The organism is Streptomyces sp. NPDC056600, assembly GCF_042792855.1.
Taxonomy (GTDB): domain Bacteria; phylum Actinomycetota; class Actinomycetes; order Streptomycetales; family Streptomycetaceae; genus Streptomyces.
In genome coordinates, this window is record NZ_JBHTVQ010000035.1 from 55,422 (window position 1) to 80,303 (window position 24,882).

A 24,882-nucleotide genomic window follows, 5' to 3' on the forward strand; every position below is an offset into this window, starting at 1 on the left:
ACAAGCATGCCCACGTCAAACAGGACGAACCGGGCGCGACCGGACGCTTCCGGCGAAGCACAGGGGGCGCACGCGGGCGGCCGGGAGCACGGAACGTCCCGGAGACGCCCTGCGGTCGACGCTCAGTCGAAGCGGAGATGAACGGACACCGCGGGAACGACGAAGGCCCTCCCGCAGGAGGGCCTCGGAACGGGCTTGGACCCGAAGGCGGAGCCACGTGTCGTGAAGGTGGCGCCACGTGTCGTGGAGCAGGACGCGTGTCGCCGGCCGGCGCGGCCGGTCAGTGGTGGACGCGGCGGTTCTCCGGCGTCACCCGGTAGCGGATGTTCCACAGGCTGCGCCGGACGTACGTGCGCTGGAGCCAGCGGTCCTGGCCGTCGTAGCGGGCGGTGAAGGAGGTGCGCGCGTGCACGCCCTTGCGGTTGTTGATCAGCAGGGCCTGTCCCGGCCGCAGGTTGACGGCGTGGGCGACGTCACGGCAGGCCTTCTGGAGCACGTCGAGGGCGGCCCGCGCCCCGGTGGTGAGCGGCTGGACGCCGTTGGCCGAGATGGCGATCTCGGGGTACTCGTCGTTGCCGCTGATCAGCGGCACCGGGTCGGAGAGCACCTCCGCGCCGTCGGCGACGTCACGGACGTAGCTCCCCGGCGCGTTCAGCCGGAACAGCGGCGAACGGAGCGTCTCCAGCACCTCGGGGGCGAGGGCCGCCGAGATGTCACGGGCGTCCGCGTAGTGGGTCCCCGCGATGCCCTCGTGGTCGGCGCGCAGGCAACTGAGCACCAGGAAATCGGGGTTGGCGACGTCGTAGCGGCCGATCACGTCGTGCATGATGTCGCTGTGGAAGTTGAGGAAGACTTCCGAACCCTGATTGGTCTGCGTCATGGCGCCGCCCGGGACCGGGATGACGTCGTGGACGAGCTGCCCCGCCTTCTCCGTCAGGACGCCCAGCGGCTCTCCCAGCAGCCCGCTCAGGCCCAGCAGCACTCCCTCGGCCACATAGGTCTGCTTCTCACGGCTCGGCCCGCCGTCGGAAGGGGTGTCGGGCAGACGCTCGTCGACCGGGAGGTTGTCGATCAGCGTGACACCGGGGGTGTCGATGTGGCGGCCGAAGTCCAGGATCTCCTGGAGGACCGCGGTCGGCAGCCCGGCGAAGATCTGCAGGTAGCGGGTCATCGCATGGTCGATGTCGGCGTTCGGGTCACCCACCTCGGCCAGCCGGGCTCCCAGGGCGTCGCGCGCCGCGTCGGACAGGGTGATCCTGGAGAAGGTCTTCGCGGCCGGGGCCGCGTCGGATCCGGCTCCGTCGGTGCCGCGGTCGGCGGCGATCAGGTGATCGGCAACGGTGGTCATTCGGGATCACACTCCCATCAACTCAGGTTCGGGGAACAGGGCGTCGGGGTTCTGCAGTTCGTCGTGCAGGCGCTGCGCCAGGTACAGCGCCTCCTCCTCGTTCTCGGCGAGGTGGGTCGCGACCTTGCTGCCCCGCAGTGCCGTGACCGGAATGCCGGCGTGGACGCCGAGCGTCAGGCCCTGGCGGCGCTGGAACTCCTCGAGGTCGACGAAGCCGCCGATGACGGCCACCAGCGGGCCGTCGGTCAGGCGGACGGTGTCGATGTTGGCTCCGTGGAAGGTGGCGTAGGCATGGTCCGCGGCCGCCTCCGTCGCGTAACGCAGCACCGTGGAGCGCTGGTTGAGCACGACCGCGGAGGCCGTGGCGCCCCGCGTGCCGATCACCGAGCCCGCCCCGTAGGGAGCCCGGTTGAGCCGGCACACGATGTCGATTCCGTGCTTCTGGGCCAGCCGCACGGACCGCCGGTGCAGCACCTTCGCCCCGTACAGCGACATCAGGGCCGCGATGTTGTACGAGACCTCCCGCAGCAGCCGGGTGCCGCTGACGAGATGCGGGTCGGTGCTGTAGATGCCGTCCACGTCGGAGTGGATCTCGCACCGCGACGTGCCCAGCGCGGCGGCGATGGCCACCGCGGACAGGTCGGAGCTGTTCTTGCCGAGCCAGGTCGGGCGGCCCTGGGCGTCGGCGGCCTGCCCACCGGGCACGATCACCACGTCGTTCTCCCGCAGGGCCTCCTCCAGCGGCCCGGGATCGGAGTGCTCGAGCCTCGCCCACATGAACGACGAGTTGGTCACGAGTCCCACCTGGTGCCCGGCGAGCACGGTGGCACTGCGGTCCTGCCGGTGCAGCGCGGTGGCGAGCAACTGCGCGCCCACGGTGTCGGCCAGGGTCAGCAGGCCGGCGACGGTCTCGTCCTCGGGATGCGGATTGATCTGGTTCAGCCGGTCCCGGAACTGCTCGGTCTCACCCGGCTGTCCGCTCACCACGACGACGAGTTTGGTTCCGTCCTCGTCGATGCGGCGCCCGAGAGCCTCGGCGAGCACTCCGTACGACGCGAGCGTACGAAAACTGGAGCCGCCGAACTTCAGCACGGCCGGAGTGGTCACAGCGTGCCCCGATCCAGCAGCTCCTCGGCGATCTGGAAGGCGTTCAGGGCAGCGCCGATCCGCAGGTTGTCGGCGACCAGCCACAGCCAGAAGGCGCGGGGATTGCTCTGGGTGATCCGGACCCTGCCCACGTGGACCTGGTCCGAGCTGCCGACGGTCGCGGGCGTCGGGAACGCCCTGATGTCCGCCCCGTCGTGGACGGTGACCTCCGGGAGCGCGCCCAGGACCTCGACGAGTTCGGCCCGGTCCAGCGGTTCGTGGCACTCGATGTAGACGGCCTCGGAGTGGCAGTTCACCACCGGGACGCGGACGCAGGTGGTGGTGACGTCCAGGTGCGGCATGCCGAGGATCTTGCGCGACTCCTGGAGCATCTTCTGCTCCTCCAGGGTGAACCCGGAGTCCAGGAACCGGTCGATCTTCGGTATGACGTTGAAGGCCAGCCCCGGCTTGAAGTGCTCCGGCTCGAACTCGGACTCCGGGCCGTCCAGGGACGCCTGGGTGGACTCCTGGAGCTCCGTCACGCCGGTGTGGCCGAGGCCGGAGGCGGCCTGGTAGGTGCTGACCACCGCGTGCCGGATGCCCCACCGGTCCTCGACCCCGCGCAACAGGCGGACCAGGGGGATCGTGGAGCAGTTCGGGTTGGCGATCACGCCGCTCTTCGGCCGCCGGTCCAGCTCGTGCGGGTTGACCTGGGGCACGACGAGCGGGGTGTCCGGGTCCATGCGGTAGGCGATGGTGTTGTCGATCACCAGGGCGCCCGCGGCCGTGGCGACGGGCACCCACTTCTCGCTGACCGACGTGCCGGCGGAGAAGAAGGCCACGTCGGTCTGGGAGAAGTCGAACGTCTCGATCGCCTGGACCTCGTACTCCACCCCCTCGACCGTGAGTTTCCGGCCCGCCGAGCGGGAGGACGCGACGAGGTGAAGCGCGCTGTAGCGCAGACCCCGCTCCTCGATGAGCTCGATCAGGGTGCCGCCGACCGCGCCGGTGGCGCCGACGATGGCGACACGGGGTGCGGAACGCCCCTCGGTGTCCGTAACAAGGGTCATCGGGACTCTCCCGTCGTGATCTTCTCGCGGGTGCGGGTGGTGGCGGAGGGGGCGGTGGCGGAGGCGGCGGTGGCCACGGCGACGGGGGCCGGGGCGGCGTCCGTGGCGGCGGCCTTCGTCTCCGCGGCGGGAGTGCCGGCCGGCGGCGCGGCGCGGCGCGGCCCGAGCCGCCAGCCGAGGTTGACGCCGAGGCTCGCGGCGACGATCAGCGGAATGCCCAGCGCCTGGAGCAGCGAGATGCTGTGCCCGTACACGGCCCAGTCGCAGAGCATGGCGACGGCCGGGTAGATGAAGGCCAGGACGGCGATCTTCGGAGTGGGCAGCTTCTGGTACGAGGAGTACATCAGGACGTACATCAGGCAGGTGTGGATGAGGCCGAGCCCGACCAGCCAGCCCCAGTCCGTGCCGAGCCCGCTCATGTCGCCGAAGGTGGCGAAGGGCAGCAGCAGCGGGATGCCCAGGACGACCTGGATCAGTGCGACCAGGTGCGGCTTGACCCCGGTCACCCGCTTGGTGATGACGGTGGCGAAGGCGTAGAAGAGAGCGGCGAGCAGCGCCTGGCCGAGGCCGACCAGGTAGTCGCTCTGGCCGCTGTCCTGGAAGTCGGAGAGGGAGACCCCGGCGACCAGGATCAGGCCGACGAAGGCGACGCCCAGCCAGCCGAACTTGGCGGCGGTCAGCTTGTCCCGGAAGAGCAGCGCGCCCAGCAGCACCACGTAGAACGGCTGCGTGTGGTAGACGACGGTGGCGACGGAGATGGACGTGGTCTCGTAGGACTCGAAGAGGAACGCCCAGTTGAAGACGATGAAGACGCCGCCGAGGGCCGCCAGGCCGACCTTCTTCGGGGTGAAGCCGTGATTCTTGAAGAACCCGCGCGCCAGGCAGTACAGGCCCAGGGCGATGGTGCCGAAGACGCACCGGAAGAAGACGACGTTGAACGGTGAGGCACCGGACTCGACGACGAAGATGCCCAGGGTGCCCGAGAGCACCATGGCCGCCGTCAGTTCCATCGTTCCTTTCAGCTCGGTGCCGGCGGGACGGGTGTCAGTACTCATGGAGGTTCCTTCCTCACAGGGTGCGCAGGCGGTCATGACACGGCCGACGGCGCCGGACGACTCTCGTCAGTGCAGGGGAACGGCGAAGTGCAGACCGCCTCGGGTCCACAGCTCGTTGAGTCCGCGCGGCACGCCCAGTCCGGAGGCACCGCCCAGATTGCGTTCGTAGACGTCGGCGTAGGTGCCGACGGCGTCCAGGACCCGCGCGGCCCAGCCCTCGTCCAGGCCCACCGCGTCACCGTGGGCGCCGGCGGTCCGGGCCACCTCGGCGAGGGCCTCGGCCCGGCGGCCCGGACCCGCCTCGTCGACGTGGTGCTCGGCGGCGATCAGCAGCTGCAGCACCCATCGGCACAGGCGGAACCACCGGGGGTCGTCGTCACGGACGGCGGCGGCCATCGGTTCGCGGGAGATCGACGTGTCCAGGACGCGGTGGTCCGCGGGGACGGGGAGCGTGGCCCGCTCGCCGGCCAGCGCGGTCCGGTCCAGGACGTACGCGACGCACTCACCGGAGGCGTAGCCCGCCAGGGTCGCGGCCGGCGTCGGGTAGGTCACCGGTTCGACGGTCAGACCCCGCGCGCCGTACCAGGCGGCGAGATTGGCGGCGCTCGTGGTGCCGGCCTGCACGGCCAGCCGGGCCCCGGCGAGCTGCGCCGGGTCCTCAATGCCGCTGTCCGCGCGGACCATGAACCCTTCGCCGTCGTAACAGGTGACCCCGGCGAACAGGACCGGCCACCGCGCCTCACGCCCGAACGTCCACGTCAGGTTGCAGACCGTCAGTTCGGCGTCGCCCGCCAAGAGCGGGTCCAGCCGCTCGGCCGGGTCGGTGGGCAGCCACCGGACGGCCTCGGCGTCGCCCAGTGCCGCGGCGGCCACGGCACGGGCCACGTCGGTGTCCAGACCGCTCCAGCGCCCGCCGTCCTCCTGCGACAGCCCGAGGATGCCCCGGCTGACCACGGCGCGCAGGGCGCCGCGGGCACGGACGGCGTCGAGCGTCGGGGTCGACGTCGTGGTCGTGCCCGGCTCAGCTATTGCCGTGCTCATGACAGGCTCCACTTCGGTACGCGGGTCAGCTGCTCGCGGTCGAACCGCCGCTCGTTGTAGGCGAGCATGTCGATCAGGCTCTGAGCGGAGAGCGGCCTCGCCGCGGTCGACGGCTCCGCCGTCAGGGGCATGGCGCCGGACTTCGCCCACCGCAGCACCCCTCGGGGGTCGACGTACGCCCGGGACTTGTTGGCGTTGTCCCTGTGCAGGCAGAACGGCACGTCGAGGTGGCCTCGGGCGAAGGCCCGCACCAGCGCGGCGCCCACCGTGGGGGCGAGTTCCAGGGTGCTGTCCACCAGCATCCGGGCCTCCTCGTACACACCCGTGTCGGTGACGGCCCAGGGCTCGCCGTGGGCGGCCTCGTCGGCGGCGACGGCCGCGGCGAACTCCAGCGCGTCGACGTTCTCCGCGACGGTCGGGATCCGGTACGCCTCGGCCGGGGTCTTGACGATCAGCCGCTCGGCGCCGCTGCGCACCGCGAGGCGCGCGCTGTCCTCCAGGATCCGGAAGGAGCCCACCGGCGTACGCGGGTACACGCCCATGTAGGTGTAGAGGACGACGTGCCAGTCGGCGCCCGCCAGCCGCTCACCGGCGAGCCGGCGCAGCGCGGCCACGGCCTCCAGGTCCTGGCCGGGGTTGGTCTGCTGGGCGTAGCTCACCGAGATGTCGGTGAGGCCGTGCTCCTGGAAGAACATCCCCTCCAGCACGCTGAGCGCCACCAGCAGGCTCGGCGGGCACAGCTGGCCCAGCATGCAGCCGCCGAAACTCTCCAGGTGCAACTGCTCGTCCTGGGCGGCGATCAGCTCGCAGCAGCGGGCCCAGGCGTCGACGGCCTGGGACAGCGGCGCCCTGCTGTAGGGCAGGCAGTAGGAGACCGGTCCGCCCTCGGTGGCGTCGATTCCCGCCGCCACCATCGCCTCGAACAGCGGGTACGGAAGCGCCGAACCGTGCCTGACCTGGACCGGGAAGTTCGGTCCGGCCAGCCCGTCGAGCATGTCCCGGGTGGCCTGCGGACCGTGCGCCACCAGCGGGAATCCGTTGAGATCCGCTCCGGTGCGCAGCGCGCTGCGGGCCGAGTCGTGGTCGTTGACGCGGGTGTAGCTGTCCAGGGTGACCGTGCCGACCGCGGTGGCCTGCGCCCCCTGAACGGCACGCAGCCCCTCACGCATGACGGGGATCTCGGCGAAGCCCATCCTGGGCTGCACGACCAGCCGTCCCTCCGCCTTCGCCCGGTGGACGAAGGCGGAGAAGCGTCCGCGTGCCGGCCTGCCGGCCACCGCGGAACCGGTGGCGCTCCCGTCCCTCACGACGCCGTTCATGCGGCCGCCTCCATGACGGAAAGCGCGGGCGCGGAAGCGGGGGTCAGAGCCGCCAGGAATTCCTGGAAATCCTGGAGACCGCCCTCGGACTCGAATACCGCGTCGAAACCGCCCGTCGCCAGTTCGTCGATGAACCTGACGTTTTCCGCACCACGTACGCCGAGTTTTCCACCGATGACGACACGCAGGTCCCTCAGATCGGGCTCGCTGCGGATCTTCTGGATGAGCCGGAGACCGTCGAGGTGACCGTGGCCGTTCACCGTACTGAGAACCAGCACGTCGGGCCTGTCCGCCCGGCACTCCTGGATGATGACCTCATCCGGCACACAGGCGCCGAGGTTCCGCACCTGGCCGCCGTTCTCCTCGAGCAACAATTGCAGGAAAACGAGGTTCCACATGTGGGCATCGGAGGAGACGCTCGACACGATGAATTTCCTGCGCTGACGCATGACATTCGACACGAATTCTTCTCCATACGGTGAGCGATGGACCGTGTAAATCATGTCCGGATGCGTCTGATCTCGTCCAGGGTCGTCGGCGTGGGATACGTGATGCCGGTAATCGACGCTGTCGATCAGACTTCCGGCGATGCGTACTCGGCGGCCATGCACTCCACCGTCCGGTCGATGAACAGGCGCATCTCACGGGTGAGATGCCGGCCGCGCCGCCAGGCGAGCTGGGTGTGGACTTCGAACGGCGGTTCCCAGGCCAGCGGGGCCAGCGAGCCCGCGGCGAGTTCGGCGGCCACCGTCATGGTGGGCAGCAGCGACACCCCGAGACCCACCGCCAGGCCGCGCTTGATCGACTCGATGTTGCCGAACTCCAGGAACGGCACCGGCTCGCCCGTGCCGTCGTTGAGTTCGGCCTCGAACAGCTCGCGATAGGCGCAGCCGGCCTCCGGGACCAGCACCTGCACCTCGCGCAGCTGCTCGAGGGTCACCTTCTCCTCGGCGGCCAGCGGGTGGTCGGGGGTGGCCACCACCACGAGCGGCTCACGGCCGAGCACCTCGCTGTCGACGCCCGAGTGCCGGGTCTCCGCCTCCATGAGGAAGCCCATGTCGAACGTGCCCTGCCGCAGCGAATGGAGGGTCTCCGCGCAGAGGCTGGGCCGCAGCACCAGCTGCACCTGCGCGTAACGGCGGTGGAAGAACTCCAGCACCGGCGGCATCCGGTAGGAGGTGATGCTCTCCATGGTGCCGATGGTGAGCAGGCCCGAGGGCTCTCCCTCACCGACGGCCACTCCCCGGGCCTCCCCCGCGAGCGAGAGCATCCGCTCCGCGTAGGGCAGGAGCCGCTGGCCGGCCTGAGTGAGCTGGATCTTGCTCCCGAACCGTTCGAAGAGCTCGACGCCCAGCGAGGTCTCGAGGCTCTTGATCTGCGTCGTGACGCTGGACTGCGCGTACTTGAGCTCGGCGGCGGCACGGGTGAAGCTGAGCAGGGTGGCGACCTTGTGGAAGGTCGTCAGCTGGCGGATGTCCACGGGTACTCCCAGGCGAGTCGGGTGATGGGTGACGGAATCGGGTCGGCCGCTGGCACCGGGGCGACCCGGCCGGTAGGGGCCGCGGTCGGTCCGCCCCACACGCGGGGCGCGAAGCTCCGTCGGTGTGCGGCCGTACCGCGACGGAGGGCCTCCCCCTCGTGGCGGTCCTCCCGTCGAGCCGGGGGACCGGGAGCGGAGAGGCACCCGGAAGTGAGGAGGAGCCGGAAGCAGGGGGGGTGACCCGCCCGGACGACACCGCCCGGCACCGACGGCCGAACGCGGCGCCCGCGGAGTACGCCGCGTCACGGGGTGGGCGTCAACGGTCCCTTGTCGTCCGCGATCACCTGGGTACCCGCGCTGCTCTGCCCGCCGGCGACGAGCGACCCCACGGGGCCGCCCAGGCCGAGTGCCAGAACCAGGGCCGTCAGGTATCCGATGAGCCGCGCCGGTCTGTTCCGCATGTCCTGCTCTCCCTTGAATCGGTGAACGCCTCGATCGACATCACCGATGCTGGAGGGAGCCCTTCCCGTACCGTTCCCCGTCCATTACCGACCGCGACCATTCCGTTCCCGTCGGGCAGGCACACCGCCTATGATCACGACAGGTCCATGCCAGTGCCAGGAATGGACGGGGGGTCATGGGGGGCATGATGGAGGCAGACGGACAGCCGGGACTGCGGTTCGACATCCTGGGACCGCTCCAGGGATGGTCCGGGTCCTCCCGGTTGCACCTCGGCGGAGCCGTCCAGGAACGCGTACTGGCCACCCTGCTGCTCGAACCGGGCAGGATGGTGCCGGTGACGCGACTGGTGGAGTCGGTGTGGGACGACGTTCCCCCGACGACGGCCGCGCACCAGGTCCGCAAGGCCGTCGCGCACCTGCGCCGGCGCATACCTGACGGCAACGACCTGATCATCACCGACGGACCCGGGTACCGGGTGTCGGTCGGTGAGGAGCAGCTGGACCTCATCGAGTTCGGCAGCCACCTGCGCTCGGCCGCGGACGCCGTCCACGAGGGACGTGTCGGCGACGCCGTCAGGGCCCTGCGCCACGCCCTGGCGCTCTGGCGCGGTCCTGTCCTGTCCGGCACCGGCGGCAGGGTGATCGAGGGCGCCGCGACCGCTCTGGAGGAGCGCCGCCTGGCCGCCGCCGAGCAGTACCTGGAGCTCCGTCTCGGACTCGGGGAGGCCGGCGAACTGATCGCCGATCTCCGCGACCTGATCGTGCAGCACCCGATGCGGGAGTCCCTGCGCGGCCTGCTGATGCTGGCCCTGTACCGCAGCGGCCGCCAGGCCGAGGCGATGGAGGAGTACCGCAAGGTCCGCGAACTGCTCGCCGAGGAACTCGGCATCGACCCCGGCCCCCAGCTCACCAAGCTGTACGAGGGCATCCTGCGCGAGGCACCGGAACTGGCCGCCCCCGAGCCGGTCGCGGTGCCACCCCAGCCGATCACGCCGCCCGCCGTCCTCCCCGCCGCGTCCACGGCCGGAGCCGAGACCCCGGCGGCGACTCCCTGCACCCTGCCGCACGACCTGTCCGACTTCACCGGCCGGCACGAGGAACTCGCCACACTCCTCCACCACATCAAGGCCAGGAACGAACCGTCGGAGTGGTACACCCCGCTCATCGCGATCGACGGCATGGGCGGCAGCGGCAAGACCTCCCTGGCGGTCCGCGCGGCCCGCCAGGCGGCGGACCTCTTCCCCGACGGCCAGCTCCACATCGACCTGCGCGGCTACACCCCGGGCGAGCCCTCCGTGACGCCCTCCTCCGCTCTCGACAGCCTGTTGCGCACACTCGGCACACCCGGTGACCGCATACCCGACGACCTGGAGGGCCGCGCCGCCCTGTGGCGGTCCACACTGGCCGGACGCCGCGTGCTGCTCCTGCTCGACAACGCGATGGACGTCGGCCAGGTCCTGCCCCTGCTGCCCGCCGAGCCCGGCTGCCTCGTCCTGGTCACCAGCCGGGCCAGACTGCTCGACCTGGACGGCGCCGAGTGGATCTCCATCGGCCCCATGTCCGAGGACGACGGCGCCCAGCTGCTGACCGAGATGCTCGGCGAGGCGCGGGTGGCCGCCGAGCCGAAGGCCTCGGCCGACCTCGTCGAGCTGTGCGGCCGGCTCCCGCTCGCGCTGCGCATCGTGGCCGCCCGACTGCGCAACCGGCCGCGCTGGACCGTGCAGTACCTGGCCGACCGGCTGCACGACGAGACCCGGCGCCTGGAGGAACTCAGCGCCGGCGAACGCAGTGTCGCGGCCACCCTGCGTCTGTCGTACCAGGCGATGGCCGAGGAGTACCGCACCTCCTTCCGGCTTCTGGGTCTGCACCCGGGCACCGTCATCGACGTCCACTCCACGGCCGCTCTCCTGGACATGGACACCCATGACGCCGAGTCCGTCCTGGAGCGCCTGCTGGACGTCCACCTCCTCGAGCAGCCCGAGATCGGGCTCTACCGGTTCCACGACCTGGTCCGCAACTTCGCGCAGAGCCAGGGCGGACCGGCCACCGAAGAGGTCGACGCCCAGGGTGTGGAGCAGCTGCTCGGCTACTACCTGACCGTCACCGAAGAGGCCTGCCAGGTGCTCTTCCCAGGCCGCAAGCGCAGCTCCACCGGCCTTCCCCCGTACGGCGGCGAACTGCCGCCGCTCCAGGACCCGGAGCGCGCGTCGGCGTGGTTCGACCGCGAGCACGGCAGTCTGCTGGCGGCCGTGGCCCTCTCCGAACGACACGGCCTGGACCGCCACACCGTGTGGCTGACCCGCAACATCGTCTTCCAGCTCAACGCCCTGGGCCGCTTCGAGGACTTCAGGCACCTCAGCCAGGTCGCGGTCAAGGCCGCGCGCCGCGTCCAGGATCTCGCCCTGCTGGGCGCCAGCCTGTCGAGCCTGGGCATCGCGTGCTGGAAGCTGGGCCACTTCGACGAGGGCATCGAGGTGACCAGCGAGGGACGCGACATCGCCGTACGGCTGGGCGAGAAGCACACCGAGGCGCACAGCGAGTCCACCATCGGGCTGCTGTTGACGGTGCTCGGCCAGCACGCGGAGGCCCTGCCGCACCTGGAACGCGCGATGGCCCTGGAACAGGAACTGGACATCCCGCGCTCGCAGGCGGAGACCCTGACCATCCTCAGCACGCTGTACGAACAGTGGGGCCGCTACGGTGAGGCCGCCACGGCGGCGCGGAGCGCCCTGGAGATCCACCGGCAGGTCGACTACCGCAGCAACCGGGTGATGGCGCTGACCGATCTCGCCTTCGCCCACGTCGGCCTGGGCGAGTACGAGGACGCCCGCACCTGCCTGGAGCAGGCCCGTGGCCTGTGCGACGAGGCGAGCCCGCCGGGGGACTTCGCCCTGGTCCTGGCGTTGTCCGCGCAGGTCGCCCAGTACCTGGGCTGCGAGGGCGACGTGTCGAGTCACACCGAGCAGGCGCTCGAGCTCGCCGAACTGAGCGGCAGCCCGACCCGCCAGGCGAAGGTCGAGAACCTCATCGGCCGGGTCCACCGGCGACGACACGACCACGAGCGCGCCATGGAACTGCACTCCCACGCGTACGAGCTCGCCGCGGCCATCCGCTACCGGGCCGAGGAGGCACGCGCCCTGGGCGGTATGGCACGCGCCGCGAGGGCCCTCGGCGACACCGTCTCGGCCGCGAAGCACGAGGCCGCCGCGGCCGCGCTGTTCGAGGTCATGGGGGCACCGCCGTACAACCTGGACTGACGCGGGCGCCCTCCGGCCGCGAGGTGCGGGACGCCGGGGTGCGGTGGGGCGCCGGGGCCGAGGCGTCGGGTCGCCGGGTCGCGGACGTCGTGGGGCGCGCGTACGGGGGCGTCGGAGGCGAGGCGCCCTGCGGCAAGGCGCCAGGTCGCGGACGTCGTGGGGCGCGTGCACGGGGACGCCGGGGCGGTCAACCGGTCCCCGCTGCATGCCTCCCGCCCGGCCGCAGCGCTTCCCGTGCCACGTCCCTGTTCCCGTGCCCGGACTCCCACCTACGGCGTACGGCCCTCAGGTGCTCGGCCGCTTCCTCCGGCGAGGCACCGGTGACCACGACCTGGACACCACGGCCACCGGGGTCCGCGGCACCGTCCAGCACCCGGGCCTCGTGGACATGGGCCAGGTCACGGAGGCGGTCCGGTCCGACGGGCGTCCACGTGGCGTCGTCGGGCGGGGCCAGCCGGGACAGTAACGCGAACCGCGTCGCCACCGGCTCGCGCGGCGGTCTCCCCGCCAGTACCGAGAGGATGTGGTGCTCCGGATCGCGGCCGGTGGCGGCCCTGGTCACCAGGGTGACCGGGAGATCCACGGGCCGTGTCCCCGAGGACGCGATGCGAGGACCGCGCTCGGTGAGCACCACCTGGGTGCGGGCCAGCCCGGCCTCGTACCCGGCCAGGTCGAGCAGGGAGCGCACGGTCGCCCGGACACGGGCCCCGTCCACGGCCGACAGCGCGGCCGGATGCAGGAGGTCCGCCCCGGAGGACGCCGCGCCGCGTACCTCGGTCATGCCGATGACCTCGTGCATTCCCGCACAGGTCAGGGTCTGCACGCTCACCGCCGGCCCGTCGAGGAACTCCTCGACGAGATAGGGCCCGCCACGGGCGTCCGCGGTCAACGCCTCGAGCTCGGCGTGGTCGCGCACCATGGCACCCTTCGGATCACCGCCGGACCTGACCACCCACGGCAGCTTCATACGCCCGGTCATCGCACGTACCAGCTCCGCCGACTCCACCAGCTCGGCGGTGACGACCGAGACCCCGCTCTCGTTCAGGAGGCGCCGCATGGCCACCGGGTCACCGAGCCTGCGAAGGGCGTCCCCCTGCCGGGGCGAGAGGTCCGCGAGCGCGCCTTCGACCGCCAGGTGCAGTGCCTCGGAGCCGCCGAAGTACAGGATGTGCTCGATCCCGTACCTGGACCCACAGTCCACCAGCAGCGAACGCACCGCGTCCGCGTCCTCGGTGTCCACCACCAGCTGCCGCACCCAGGGACAGCCTGCCCCGTACGGGTCCGGGCCGACGTCCCGGATCACCCAGGCCTCGACTCCCACCGTCCTGGCGGCCTCGACCATCCTGGGCCCCGGGTTGATCAGCAGCACCCGCCGTGCGTTCCCCGCCATCGCCCTCTCCTCCCGTCCCTGAGTACGGGAACCATGGCGCGTCGGCTTCCTGATGACTTCCCGGTCCGGTCCCGCTCCAGGAGCAAGCTCCTACCCTCCCCGGTCGCCTGGACGCTGACCGGCCGTCAGGAAGGCCCGGCGAGGAAGAGGGCGCACCCGGACCCCCCGGAGCCCGAGCAGGCCCGCGGGCGGGCGTGAAAAAGCCCTCCGAGACCGCGTTTCCGCAGATCGGAGGGCTGAGGAGAAGTGGAGCCTAGGGGAGTCGAACCCCTGACATCTGCCATGCAAAGACAGCGCTCTACCAACTGAGCTAAGGCCCCTCAACGGTGGCGTCCGCCCCGGAGGTGGTGACCACCGGTGCGAGCCGACGACCAGACTACCCGGTCACCCCCGGTATCCCGCAAAAGGATTGGTCAACCAGGGCGGCGGCGACTCCCCGCCGCCTCCGGGCCTCCGTAAGATTCGGTACGTGGTTCGCTCGAGCGAACCCTGTACATGGGGAAGCGATGGGGAGACGCATGGACGCCGCACAGCAGGAAGCCACCGCGAGGGCGCGCGAGCTGCAGCGGAACTGGTACGGAGAGCCTCTGGGGGAGCTCTTCCGACGGCTGATCGACGATCTGGGGCTCAACCAGGCGCGGCTCGCGGGCGTGCTCGGTCTGTCGGCGCCGATGTTGTCGCAGCTGATGAGCGGACAGCGGGCGAAGATCGGCAACCCCGCGGTGGTGCAGCGGGTCCGGCTGCTGCAGGACCTGGCGGCGCAGGTCGCCGACGGCAGCGTGAGCGCGGCGGAGGCTGCCGAGCGCATGGAGGAGATCAAGAAGTCGCAGGGCGGTTCCATGCTCAGCGTGGCCGCCCAGCAGGCGGCGTCCACCCCGGTGGGCGCCCCGACGGTCAAGCGGGTGGTGCGGGAGATACAGAGTCTCCTGCGGTCGCTGGCCGCGGCCGGCGACATCATCGAGGCCGCCGAACAGATCGGGGAGACGCACCCCGAACTCTCCGAGTTCCTGAAGGTGTACGGGGCCGGGCGTACCGCCGACGCGGTCGCGCACTACCAGGTCCACCAGAGCTGAGAAGAGCTGGGCGCGGGACCGGCCGAGGCCGGCTCCGACAGCACGAAACCCCGGTCGCCTTCGGGCGGCCGGGGTTTTCGCGTGGTTTCGGCGACTGCCGTCCTCAGGAACCGCTGGGCACGGAGTCGGTGGCCTCCGTCCACAGGTCCTGCTCGGCGCGGTCCGCCTGGATCTGGCGGTACACGAGGAGACCGCCGATGGCGGCCAGGGCGACCAGGAGAAGCTTCTTCACCGCGCGACCTCGTCTTTCGTTGACGTAGGGAGACCTCTAGGCGCCCGACTATACACACCGGCCGATACCGAACGGTGACCTAGGGGTGGGCTCCCAACTGCCCTGCGGGGCGCTTCAGATCACCGGGTGATCGCACCGGCGCGCCCGCGCGCCGGGGGTTCCTCCCCGGACTCCTCGGGGTTCCTCCCCGGCCGTGCGTCCGTCCGGGTGGTGTTCATCGGACCATCGACGCGCCATGGGCGCGGGTCCCACGTATCGGGCTGCGCATACACATCATGAGGAAAGTACGCAAATCGCCCAACCCGAATGTGAGGTCATCCATGACCGGAACCCAGGTCAGGAAGCTGTGGCAGGTGCTGGTGTCCGCGTTCCTCGCGCTGTTCACGGCGCTGGGGCTCGTGTCCACGACGTCCGCGGCGGCGGTACCGCAGAGCGGACCGGCGCGCAACGGCGGACGCCGCGGCGGCAACGGCGGCCGGACGGAAGCCGCGGCGCTCCGCTCGGCCGGGACGACGCGGGCCGGCGTGCGGACCACCGCGCGGGCCACGGCGGGGGTGACCGCCACCGCCGCGATCCCCCGGCAGACCGCCCGGAGCGGGCTCTGGCCGGCGGACCGGGCCCTTCCGCCCACGATGAAGCAGCGCATCCTCGCCGAGGCCCACGGCGGCTCCCCGCACAGCCGCTCCGGCTCCACCGGCGGCGTCGGCCTGCTGGTCCCCGCCGCGCTCCCGACGGCCCCCTCCGCCGCCTCGGACACCGCCCCGCGCCGCGACGCCACCGACGGCCTGGCCGACCCCCTCGAGCAGGAGCCGGCCATACACCTCCCCCTCCGCGCCGCCACCCGCTCCCCGCGCCGCCCCGGAACACCGCACGGCTCGCACAGTTCGCCCCACCTACACAACCGGCACGGTTCGTCCCACCGGCACGGCTCGCCAGGCTCGCCCCACCCGCCTGACCGGCACGGTTCGCCCCACCCGCCTGACCGGCACGGTTCGCCCCACCCGCACGACCGGCACGGTTCGCCCCACCCGCACGACCGGCACGGTTCGCCCCACCCGCACCCGCACCCGCACCACTCGCCCGGCTCGCCCCACCCGTCCGGCTCGGACCGCCGGCACGGCCCGCCCGGCACCCACGGCCCCCGCGGCTTCCCGGGCCCGCACCGCCCCCACCGCCCGCACAGCTCCCGCAGTGGGCACGCCTCGGACGGCCGGCACGGCCAGGACGGTTCGCTCAGCGCCCACCGTCCGCATCGCCCACCCGGCCCCCACCGCTCACGTGGCTCGCTGATCCCGCCCCACCGGCACGGTTCGCCCCAGCCGCACGGTATCCGCGGCACGCCACACCCGTGCGACGTCTCCTCCCGCGCCCACCAGCTTCCTCACCGCCCCTCACCCGCACCGCCCCCGCACGACCCCTCACCGCACGAGGGCCACCCACGCCACGGACCGCACCGCCGCAAGCCGCGCCCCCGCACGTCCCGCGCCTCACCCGCGTCGCGGCCGCGCCCCCGCACCACGCCGTCTCGAGCCCGCCCTCACCAGGCGGGCCGGCGGCGTTTCCCCGTGCCCGCCCGCAGCGGACCCCCGGTGGCGGTCGGCACGCCCCGGAATCGCAGAAGACCCCCGGTCCGGTGGACCGAGGGTCTTCAGTGTCTGTGGGGCTAACAGGATTTGAACCTGTGGCCTCATCCTTATCAGGGATGCGCTCTAACCAACTGAGCTATAGCCCCGCCGCGCTCTGCGGTGTGTGTCCCGCGCGCTGACTCCTGAAGATTAGCGCACGACATGCGAACTCCCAAAATCGGTATCCGCAGCCCGGAGCGCCCGATCTCCCGGAGGCTCTACTCGTCCTCGGCGAGCGTCAGCTCGACGCCGCCGACGAAGCCGGCGGAGAGGTTGTAGATGAAGGCGCCCAGCGTCGCCAGCGCCGTCATCAGCACCACGTCGACCACCGCGATCACCGCGGTGAACATCAGCACGTTCGGCAGCGACAGGAAGCCCTGCAGGTCGAAGCCGTTGGACCCCTCGGAGCCGGTGGCCTCCGCGATGGTCCCGCCGACCGTGGCGAAGACGCCCATCGCGTCCATGACCATCCACAGCACCGCCGCCGCGACCACCGTGCAGATGCCCAGGGCGATGGACAACAGGAAGCTGACCTTCATCACCGACCACGGGTCGGTCTTCGCGACCCGCAGCCGCGCCTTACGGGTGCGCGGCACCGGCTTGGCACCGGTCCGCGGCCGACGCACCGCGCCGGCCGGAGGCGCCGACACCGCGCCCGCCTCGTAGGCGTGCGGCGGGTGGTACGGGCCCGCGGAGCCCTGCTGCCCCTGCCGCTCCCCGGGCAGCGGCGACGTCGGCAGCGGCGTCACCTCGGGACGCCCCTGCGCCTGGGCCTGGCCGGGCTGCTCGTAGGGCTGGGTGGGCTGGGTCACGGTTCCCCCCTGGGATCCATGGGTCTGATGGGCCTCCGCCGCCTTCTGCGACGGGGCCTGGGTCTGCTGCGCGAAGGAGCCACGGCCGCCGCCGTCGGTCTCCCCACCGGTCGGTCCGGCGCCCGTGGCTCCGTTCACGCTCGTCTCACTCCTCGTGCCTACTCGGCCGAGGGCGACTCACCCTCGTCCGCGCCGGTCGTCCCGGCCTCAGCGTCCGTTGCGTCGAACGCCGTGGCTCCGGCGCCCTCCGTGGTCTCCGCGGCCTCGTCGACGACGATGTCGCCGTCGACCTCCTCCGCCTCGCGGCCCGCCTCGGCGTTGCGCGCGATGCCGACCACCGCGTCACGCTTGCCCAGGTTGATCAGCTGGACGCCCATGGTGTCACGGCCGGTTTCCCTGACCTCGCTCACCCGGGTGCGGATCACACCGCCGGCCTGCGTGATGGCGAGGATCTCGTCGCTCTCCTCCACCACCAGCGCGCCGACGAGCGACCCGCGGTCCTCGACGATCTTGGCAGCCTTGATGCCCAGACCGCCACGTCCCTGAACCCGGTACTCCTCGACGGCGGTCCGCTTGCCGTACCCGCCGTCGGTCGCGGTGAAGACGAACGTACCCGGTCGCACGACATTCATCGAGAGCAGCTCGTCGCCCTCGCGGAAGCTCATGCCCTTCACGCCGGAGGTCGCGCGGCCCATCGGGCGCAGCGAGTCGTCCGTCGGCGTGAACCGCAGGGACTGGGCCTTCCTGCTGATGAGGAGCAGGTCGTCGTCGGGCGAGACCAGCTCGGCGCCGATCAGCTCGTCGTCGCTGCCGTCGGCCATCTGACGCAGGTTGATCGCGATGACGCCGCCGGAGCGCGGGGAGTCGTAGTCCTTCAGCGAGGTCTTCTTCACCAGGCCGCTCTTGGTGGCGAGCACCAGGTACGGGGCGACCTCATAGTCGCGGATCGCGCGGATCCCGGCGATCTGCTCGTCCGGCTGGAAGGCCAGCAGGTTGGCCACGTGCTGGCCGCGGGCGTCCCGGCCGGCGTCCGGCAGCTCGTACCCCTTGACCCGGTAGACCCGGCCCTTGGTGGTGAAGAACAGCAGCCAGTGGTGGGTGGTGGAGACGAAGAAGTGGTCGACGATGTCGTCTTCCTTGAGCTTCGTGCCCCGCACGCCCTTGCCGCCGCGCTTCTGGGCGCGGTAGTCCACCGTCTTGGTGCGCTTGATGTAGCCGCCGCGGGTCACCGTGACGACGATGTCCTCCTCGGCGATCAGGTCCTCGATGGACATGTCGCCGTCGTAGGGCACCAGCGCGCTCTTGCGGTCGTCGCCGAACTTCTCGACGATGGCCGCCAGCTCCTCACTGACGATGCCGCGCTGGCGGACCGGCGAGCCGAGGATCTCGTTGTACTCGTTGATCTTCGCCTGGAGCTCGTCGTGCTCCTGGATGATCTTCTGGCGCTCCAGGGCGGCGAGCCGGCGGAGCTGCATCTCCAGGATCGCGTTGGCCTGGATCTCGTCGATCTCCAGCAGGCTCATCAGGCCGCCGCGGGCCACGTCCACCGTGTCGCTGCGGCGGATCAGGGCGATGACCTCGTCGATCGCGTCCAGGGCCTTGAGCAGACCGCGCAGGATGTGGGCGCGCTCCTCCGCCTTGCGCAGCCGGAACTTCGTGCGCCGGACGATGACCTCGATCTGGTGCGTCACCCAGTGCCGGATGAACGCGTCCAGCGAGAGGGTGCGCGGCACGCCGTCGACCAGGGCCAGCATGTTGGCGCCGAAGTTGGTCTGCAGGTCGGTGTGCTTGTACAGGTTGTTGAGGACGACCTTGGCGACCGCGTCCCGCTTGAGCACGATGACCAGGCGCTGGCCGGTGCGCGAGGAGGTCTCGTCGCGGACGTCGGCGATGCCGCCGATCTTGCCGTCCTTGACCAGGTCGGCGATCCGCTGGGCCAGGTTGTCCGGGTTGACCTGGTAGGGCAGCTCGGTGACGACCAGGCACTGGCGGTTCTGGATCTCCTCGACCTCGACCACCGCGCGCATGGTGATCGAGCCGCGGCCGGTCCGGTAGGCCTCCTCGATGCCCTTGCGGCCCACCACCAGGGCGCCGGTCGGGAAGTCGGGGCCCTTGATGCGCTCCAGCAGGGCGTCCAGGAGGTCCTCCTGGGAGGCCTCCGGGTTCTCCAGGTACCACTGGGCGCCGGCGGCGACCTCGCGCAGGTTGTGCGGCGGGATGTTGGTCGCCATGCCGACCGCGATGCCGGCCGAGCCGTTGATCAGCAGGTTCGGGAAGCGGGACGGCAGGACGGTCGGCTCCTGGGAGCGGCCGTCGTAGTTGTCCGTGAAGTCGACGGTCTCCTCGTCGATGTCGCGGACCATCTCCATCGACAGCGGCGCCATCTTGCACTCGGTGTACCGCATGGCAGCGGCCGGGTCGTTGCCCGGGGAACCGAAGTTGCCGTTGGAGTCGACCAGCGGCATCCGCATCGACCACGGCTGGGCCAGGCGGACCAGGGCGTCGTAGATGGAGGAGTCGCCGTGCGGGTGGTAGTTGCCCATCACGTCGCCGACGACGCGGGCGCACTTGTAGAAGCCCTTCTCGGGCCGGTAGCCGCCGTCGTACATGGCGTACAGCACACGCCGGTGGACGGGCTTGAGGCCGTCCCGGACGTCCGGCAGCGCACGCGAGACGATGACGGACATCGCGTAGTCGAGGTACGAGCGCTGCATCTCCGTCTCGAGCCCGACCGGCTCGATGCGCATCGCGATCTCGTCGTCGGCGACCACGGGGGCGACCGGCGTCGCGGCGCCCTCGGCGGGCTCGGGGTCAGGAGTGACGGGAGTGTTCTCGTCAGCCATTGCTGGTGAAGATCCTTCCTGGTGCGGTCAGCGATTTCTCGGCTGCTCGGGGCAGCAGTGACCGACTCAGATGTCGAGGAAGCGGACGTCCTTGGCGTTGCGCTGGATGAAGGCGCGGCGGGCTTCGACGTCCTCGCCCATGAGGACCGAGAACAGGTCGTCGGCCTGGGCGGCGTCGTCGAGGGTGACCTGGCCGAGGACCCGGTGCTCCTGGTCCATGGTCGTGATCCGCAGCTCCTCGGCGTTCATCTCGCCGAGACCCTTGAAGCGCTGCACCGAGTCGTCCTTGATGCGCTTGCCGTTGCTGCGGCCGAGCTCGATCAGGGCGTCGCGCTCACGGTCGGAGTAGGCGTACTCGAAGTCGTCCCGGCCCCACTTGATCTTGTACAGCGGCGGACGGGAGAGGAAGACGTGCCCGGCCTCCACCAGCGGCCGCATGAAGCGGAACAGGAAGGTCAGCAGCAGCGTGTTGATGTGCTGGCCGTCGACGTCGGCGTCCGCCATCAGGATGATCTTGTGATAGCGGAGCTTGGAGATGTCGAAGTCCTCGTGCACACCGGTGCCGAAGGCGGAGATCAGCGCCTGGATCTCCTGGTTCTGCAGGATCTTGTCGATCCGCGCCTTCTCGACGTTGAGGATCTTGCCTCGGATCGGGAGGATCGCCTGGTACTGCGGGTTCCGGCCGGACTTGGCGGAGCCGCCGGCGGAGTCGCCCTCGACGATGAAGATCTCGCACTTGACCGGGTCGTTGGACTGGCAGTCGGCCAGCTTGCCCGGCAGCGAGGCGGACTCCAGCAGACCCTTGCGGCGGGTCAGGTCGCGCGCCTTGCGGGCGGCGACCCGGGCCGTGGCGGCCTGGATGCCCTTGCGGATGATGTCCGCGGCCTCGTTGGGGTTGCGGTCCAGCCAGTCCGTGAGGTGCTCGTGCACCACGCGCTGGACGAAGGTCTTGACCTCGGTGTTGCCCAGCTTGGTCTTGGTCTGGCCCTCGAACTGCGGCTCGCCCAGCTTGACCGAGATGATCGCGGTCAGACCCTCGCGAATGTCGTCGCCGGTGAGGTTGTCGTCCTTCTCGCGGAGCAGCTTCTTGTCGCGCGCGTACTTGTTGATCAGCGTGGTCAGCGCGGCGCGGAAGCCCTCCTCGTGGGTACCGCCCTCATGGGTGTGGATGACGTTGGCGAAGGAGTACACGCCCTCGCTGTAGCCGCCGTTCCACTGCATCGCGACCTCGAGGGAGAGCTGACGCTCCTTGTCCTCGGCCTCGATGTCGATGACGGTCGGGTGGACCATCTCGCCCTTGCGGGAGTTGAGGTACTTCACGAAGTCGACGATGCCGCCGTCGTACTTGTACGTGACGGTCTTGACCTCGGGCTTGTCGTCCGCGCCCGCCTCGTCCGCGCCGGCCGTGGCCTTCGCTGTCTCGCGCTCGTCGGTCAGGCTGATGGAGATCCCCTTGTTGAGGAACGCCATCTCCTGGAACCGGCGGGAGAGGGTCTCGAACGAGTACTCCGTGGTCTCGAAGATGTCCGGGTCCGCCCAGAAGGTGACCGAGGTGCCCGTCTCCTCGGTCGGCTCGCCCTTGGCCAGCGGCGCCGTCGGCACGCCCGCCTTGTAGTCCTGCGTCCACACGAAGCCGTCGGTCTTCACCTCGACGGAGACCCGGGTGGACAGGGCGTTCACGACGGAGACGCCGACGCCGTGCAGACCGCCGGAGACGGCGTAGCCGCCGCCTCCGAACTTGCCGCCCGCGTGCAGGACGGTGAGCACGACCTCGACGGCCGGCTTCCCCTGGCCCGGCACGATGCCGACGGGGATGCCACGGCCGTTGTCGACGCAGCGCACGCCGCCGTCGGGGAGGATCGTCACCTCGATGGTGTCCGCGTGGCCGGCCAGCGCCTCGTCGACGGAGTTGTCCACGACCTCCTGCACCATGTGGTGCAGGCCACGCTCACCGGTCGAGCCGATGTACATGCCGGGCCGCTTGCGGACCGCGTCCAGCCCTTCGAGCACGGAGATGGCGCTCGCGTCGTACGAGGACGATTCGCCCCCGGCTGCTGCGGCGGCGTCGTTGGACGGAATGTTCTCGTTGGGGTTGCCGGAATCGGCCACGAAGCGCCCTTTCTGGCACAGCACAAGCCGTACTCGCGGCCGATGACCTGGCGACCGGAGCGGCTGCGGCATGTAGCGGTTTTCAACCTGGATCAGCGTTGCTCGGTGTGTGTCCCACAAGTGGGGCGGGATTGCGCTCCAGTCTACCGCTAGCGCCGACACTGATGGGCCGTTGCGGGCACCTCAGTTCGCATGTGCCGCCCTGAACCGGACCGGACCGACTCCCCATATACGGGGCGGGGCTCCAAGAGCCTCACAGCGGCACTCAGCGCTTCGCCTTGTCAACCCATGGCTACCGGAAGGTCACCTTCAGCGCCCCACCCTTCGAACGCCCGCCCCAACCCTGTTTTCCCGGGCCGAGCGGGGCATGCCTGACCGGCCGCTGGGGCTGCGGCTCCGCTTGTGCGCGTTGCTCGCTCCTTGGGCCGCGCATCGCCCGCTCCTTGGGCCCAGGGGCGTCGTCCGCTCGTTCCGCCTGCGGGCGATCGTGCCGCTGGGCGGCTGGGGTACCCCCGGCCGAAGGCTGGGGGAGGGTGGGCGCAGGACCTCACATCCCTGCGAGACAGCCCGCTCCCCGTGACGTAAGCCCTCCTGGGAAGGGGGCGGGTCGGAGGATGGAAGAGTGCTGTCCACCCGGGCCAGGCCCGCTCGCGCCAGGTGGGAGCAAGAGGTGCGGCCGCCCCGCGAAGGCGGTAGGGGCCGGAGTTCAGCCCCGCGAGGGCGCCGCCCCCGCGGAGGGCGTGGTCACCAGTCGTGGGTGCCGCGGCTCCCGGACGCGCGCAACGGGCCGTACCGAGGACGCGCCGCCCCCGCGGGACCCAGCACCTTGATCACCCGCACCGTCCCGTGCCCCAGATCCGCGTTCAGCCGCGCCACCAACTGCGGTGCCAGCAACCGCAGGTTCGCCGCCCACGCCGACGAGTCGCACCGCACCACCAGCTCACGCTCGTCCTCGTCGTACCGCTCCGGCGAACAGTGGTTGGCCACGTCGTCGCCCACGATCTGCGGCCACCGCCCCATGACCCCGCCGACCGCCGCCGGCCGCTCCCAGCCCCGTTCGGTCACCAGCCGGTTGATCGCCGCGCCCAGCGCCATCGGATCGCGGCCGTCGCCCCGCGAACCGGACCGCGCCCCCCGCCGCCCCGCACCCGTGCCCTTGGTCTGCCGCGTCGCCTCGCCCCGGGCGCGCGCCTGCTCCCGAGCGGCCCTCAGCGCCACCCGGGCGAGGTCCACCCCGGACGGCTGCCCCGCGCCCGCGGCCGCACCGCCCGCGGCACCCCCGCCGGCGGCCGCACCACTCGCGGCCGCACCGCCCGCGCCGGAACCCACGGTCCCGCCGGATCCTCCCGTGCCCGCACCCGTCGTCACGCCCGCTCCACCGTCCCCTCGGCGACCCGGAACCGCGCCCCGGTCAACGCGGACGGCACGTCCTCGTCCACCGCCGCCGTCACCATCACCTGCTCCGCCGGAGCCACCAGCTCCGCAAGGCGGTCCCGCCGCCGGGCGTCGAGTTCGGCGAAGACGTCGTCCAGGATCAGCACCGGCTCGTTGCCCTCCGCCCGCAGCAGCTCGTAGGAGGCCAGCCGCAGCGCCAGCGCGTACGACCAGGACTCCCCATGCGACGCGTACCCCTTCGCCGGCAGCCGGCCCAGCCGCAGCACGAGGTCGTCCCGGTGCGGCCCGGCCAGCGTCACCCCGCGCTCGATCTCCTGCTTGCGGACGCCCTCCAGCGCCGCCAGCAGCTGCGGGTACAGCTCCTCGCGGGTGTGCCCCTCTCCCGGGGCGGACGCCTTGTACTCCAGGGCGACCGGGCCCCCGCCCGGCGCCAGCTGCTCGTACGCCTTGTCGGCCAGCGGCTGCAGCACGGCGATCAGGTCCAGCCGCTGCGCCAGCAGCTCGGCGCCGACCTGGGCCAGGTGCTGGTCCCAGATGTCCAGCGTCGACATGTCCATGTTCCGCCCACCGTGGCGGCGGGCCAGCGCCGCCGACTTCAGCAGGGTGTTGCGCTGCTTGAGCACCCGCTCGTAGTCGGACCGGACGCCCGCCATCCTCGGGGAGCGCGCGGTGACCAGCTCGTCCAGGAAGCGCCGCCGCTCCCCGGGGTCGCCCTTGACCAGCGTGAGGTCCTCCGGCGCGAACAGCACGGTGCGCAGGATCCCCAGCACGTCACGGGGCCTGACCTGCGAGGACCGGTTGATCCGGGCCCGGTTGGCACGGCCCGGGTTGAGCTCCAGCTCGACCAACTGCTGCCGCTCGCCCTGCCGCACCTGGGCCCGCACGATCGCCCGCTCGGCGCCCATCCGCACCAGCGGGGCGTCCGAGGAGACCCGGTGGCTGCCCAGCGTCGCCAGGTAGCCGACGGCCTCGACCAGGTTCGTCTTGCCCTGCCCGTTGGGACCCACGAACGCCGTGACGCCCGGGCCGAGAGCGACCTCGGCCCGGGCGTACGAGCGGAAGTCGGCCAGCGAGAGATGCGTGACATGCATGGACGGGCGCCGACCTCCCCGGCGTGGAACTGCTAGGCGGTGCCGGGGCCCTGCCCCGCTTGCGGGCGGGGCCCCGTCGTGCTGCGGACTACTTCTGCGTGACCGCGTGGCCGCCGAACTGGTTGCGCAGGGCGGCGATCATCTTCATCTGCGGGGAGTCCTCCTGGCGGGAGGCGAAGCGGGCGAAGAGGGAGG

Annotated in this window: 18 protein-coding genes, 2 tRNA genes and 1 pseudogene; 2 read left to right on the plus strand and 19 right to left on the minus strand. The window is 71.2% G+C overall.

The genetic code is table 11. From position 1 onward, the window contains the following. Positions 1–280: 280 nt before the first annotated feature. The 9 genes from ACFRAV_RS18780 to ACFRAV_RS18820 all read right to left on the minus strand — a co-directional run bounded on the left by ACFRAV_RS18780 (position 281) and on the right by ACFRAV_RS18820 (position 8,860). The gene (locus ACFRAV_RS18780; RefSeq protein ID WP_382556892.1) at positions 281–1,348 is read right to left on the minus strand and encodes a TauD/TfdA family dioxygenase; all 1,068 of its coding nucleotides are present in this window, start codon (positions 1,346–1,348) and stop codon (positions 281–283) included. A gap of 6 nt (positions 1,349–1,354) precedes the next feature. After that, entirely contained in the window at positions 1,355–2,455 is a 1,101-nt protein-coding gene (locus ACFRAV_RS18785; RefSeq protein WP_382556894.1) for an aspartate kinase, read from the minus strand. Next, positions 2,452–3,504, minus strand: coding sequence for an aspartate-semialdehyde dehydrogenase (locus ACFRAV_RS18790; RefSeq protein WP_382556896.1), 1,053 nt, complete (start codon positions 3,502–3,504; stop codon positions 2,452–2,454). Before ACFRAV_RS18790 ends, ACFRAV_RS18785 begins: the two co-directional genes overlap by 4 nt. Beyond that, complete coding sequence (locus tag ACFRAV_RS18795; protein WP_382556898.1) at positions 3,501–4,559, minus strand: DMT family transporter; 1,059 nt, start codon at positions 4,557–4,559, stop codon at positions 3,501–3,503. The genes ACFRAV_RS18790 and ACFRAV_RS18795 overlap by 4 nt, the downstream gene beginning before the upstream one ends. A 66-nt stretch (positions 4,560–4,625) precedes the next feature. Beyond that, positions 4,626–5,600 (minus strand): amino acid ABC transporter substrate-binding protein, encoded by a 975-nt coding sequence (locus ACFRAV_RS18800; RefSeq protein WP_382556900.1) that lies wholly within the window; start codon positions 5,598–5,600, stop codon positions 4,626–4,628. Next, positions 5,597–6,919 carry a methylaspartate mutase gene (locus tag ACFRAV_RS18805; RefSeq protein ID WP_382556902.1) on the minus strand — a complete coding sequence of 441 codons (1,323 nt, stop codon included), beginning with the start codon at positions 6,917–6,919 and terminating at the stop codon, positions 5,597–5,599. Before ACFRAV_RS18805 ends, ACFRAV_RS18800 begins: the two co-directional genes overlap by 4 nt. Continuing rightward, entirely contained in the window at positions 6,916–7,380 is a 465-nt protein-coding gene (locus ACFRAV_RS18810) for a cobalamin B12-binding domain-containing protein (RefSeq protein WP_382556905.1), read from the minus strand. Before ACFRAV_RS18810 ends, ACFRAV_RS18805 begins: the two co-directional genes overlap by 4 nt. 113 nt (positions 7,381–7,493) lie before the next feature. Further along, positions 7,494–8,399, minus strand: a complete 906-nt coding sequence (locus ACFRAV_RS18815) for a LysR family transcriptional regulator (protein WP_382556908.1) — start codon at positions 8,397–8,399, stop codon at positions 7,494–7,496. A 302-nt stretch (positions 8,400–8,701) separates the two neighbouring features. Further along, complete coding sequence (locus ACFRAV_RS18820) at positions 8,702–8,860, minus strand: hypothetical protein (RefSeq protein ID WP_382556910.1); 159 nt, start codon at positions 8,858–8,860, stop codon at positions 8,702–8,704. 185 nt (positions 8,861–9,045) lie between these two features. Here ACFRAV_RS18820 and ACFRAV_RS18825 point away from each other — a divergent pair, with 185 nt between their 5' ends. Further along, positions 9,046–12,117: a BTAD domain-containing putative transcriptional regulator gene (locus ACFRAV_RS18825; RefSeq protein WP_382556912.1), complete on the plus strand. Its 3,072-nt coding sequence runs from the start codon at positions 9,046–9,048 to the stop codon at positions 12,115–12,117. A gap of 187 nt (positions 12,118–12,304) precedes the next feature. Here the strand turns inward: ACFRAV_RS18825 and ACFRAV_RS18830 are convergent, their stop codons facing one another. Next, entirely contained in the window at positions 12,305–13,507 is a 1,203-nt protein-coding gene (locus ACFRAV_RS18830; RefSeq protein ID WP_382556915.1) for an acetyl-CoA carboxylase biotin carboxylase subunit family protein, read from the minus strand. A gap of 247 nt (positions 13,508–13,754) precedes the next feature. Further along, a tRNA-Ala gene (locus ACFRAV_RS18835) sits at positions 13,755–13,827 on the minus strand. Between the two features lie 198 nt (positions 13,828–14,025). On the opposite strand from ACFRAV_RS18835, the gene ACFRAV_RS18840 reads away from it, so the two are divergent. Beyond that, complete coding sequence (locus ACFRAV_RS18840) at positions 14,026–14,580, plus strand: helix-turn-helix domain-containing protein (protein ID WP_382556918.1); 555 nt, start codon at positions 14,026–14,028, stop codon at positions 14,578–14,580. Between the two features lie 103 nt (positions 14,581–14,683). Here ACFRAV_RS18840 and ACFRAV_RS18845 read toward each other — a convergent pair whose 3' ends face one another. The 8 genes and pseudogenes from ACFRAV_RS18845 to ACFRAV_RS18880 all read right to left on the minus strand — a co-directional run. Next, positions 14,684–14,812: a DLW-39 family protein gene (locus ACFRAV_RS18845; protein WP_007824483.1), complete on the minus strand. Its 129-nt coding sequence runs from the start codon at positions 14,810–14,812 to the stop codon at positions 14,684–14,686. Between the two features lie 1,658 nt (positions 14,813–16,470). Further along, a tRNA-Ile gene (locus ACFRAV_RS18850) sits at positions 16,471–16,544 on the minus strand. Between the two features lie 111 nt (positions 16,545–16,655). Further along, on the minus strand, positions 16,656–17,387 hold the full coding sequence (locus ACFRAV_RS18855) for a DUF3566 domain-containing protein (RefSeq protein WP_382556920.1): 732 nt from the start codon (positions 17,385–17,387) through the stop codon (positions 16,656–16,658). Positions 17,388–17,407: 20 nt separating this feature from the next. Then, entirely contained in the window at positions 17,408–20,092 is a 2,685-nt protein-coding gene (gyrA, locus tag ACFRAV_RS18860; RefSeq protein WP_382556923.1) for a DNA gyrase subunit A, read from the minus strand. Between the two features lie 66 nt (positions 20,093–20,158). Continuing rightward, positions 20,159–22,201, minus strand: a complete 2,043-nt coding sequence (gene gyrB / locus ACFRAV_RS18865) for a DNA topoisomerase (ATP-hydrolyzing) subunit B (protein ID WP_382556925.1) — start codon at positions 22,199–22,201, stop codon at positions 20,159–20,161. 744 nt (positions 22,202–22,945) lie between these two features. Further along, entirely contained in the window at positions 22,946–23,434 is a 489-nt protein-coding gene (locus ACFRAV_RS18870; RefSeq protein ID WP_382556940.1) for a DUF721 domain-containing protein, read from the minus strand. 131 nt (positions 23,435–23,565) lie between these two features. Next, positions 23,566–24,687, minus strand: a complete 1,122-nt coding sequence (gene recF, locus ACFRAV_RS18875; RefSeq protein WP_382556928.1) for a DNA replication/repair protein RecF — start codon at positions 24,685–24,687, stop codon at positions 23,566–23,568. An 88-nt stretch (positions 24,688–24,775) separates the two neighbouring features. Next, a pseudogene (locus tag ACFRAV_RS18880) lies at positions 24,776–24,882 on the minus strand (6-phosphogluconate dehydrogenase); the annotation flags it as partial.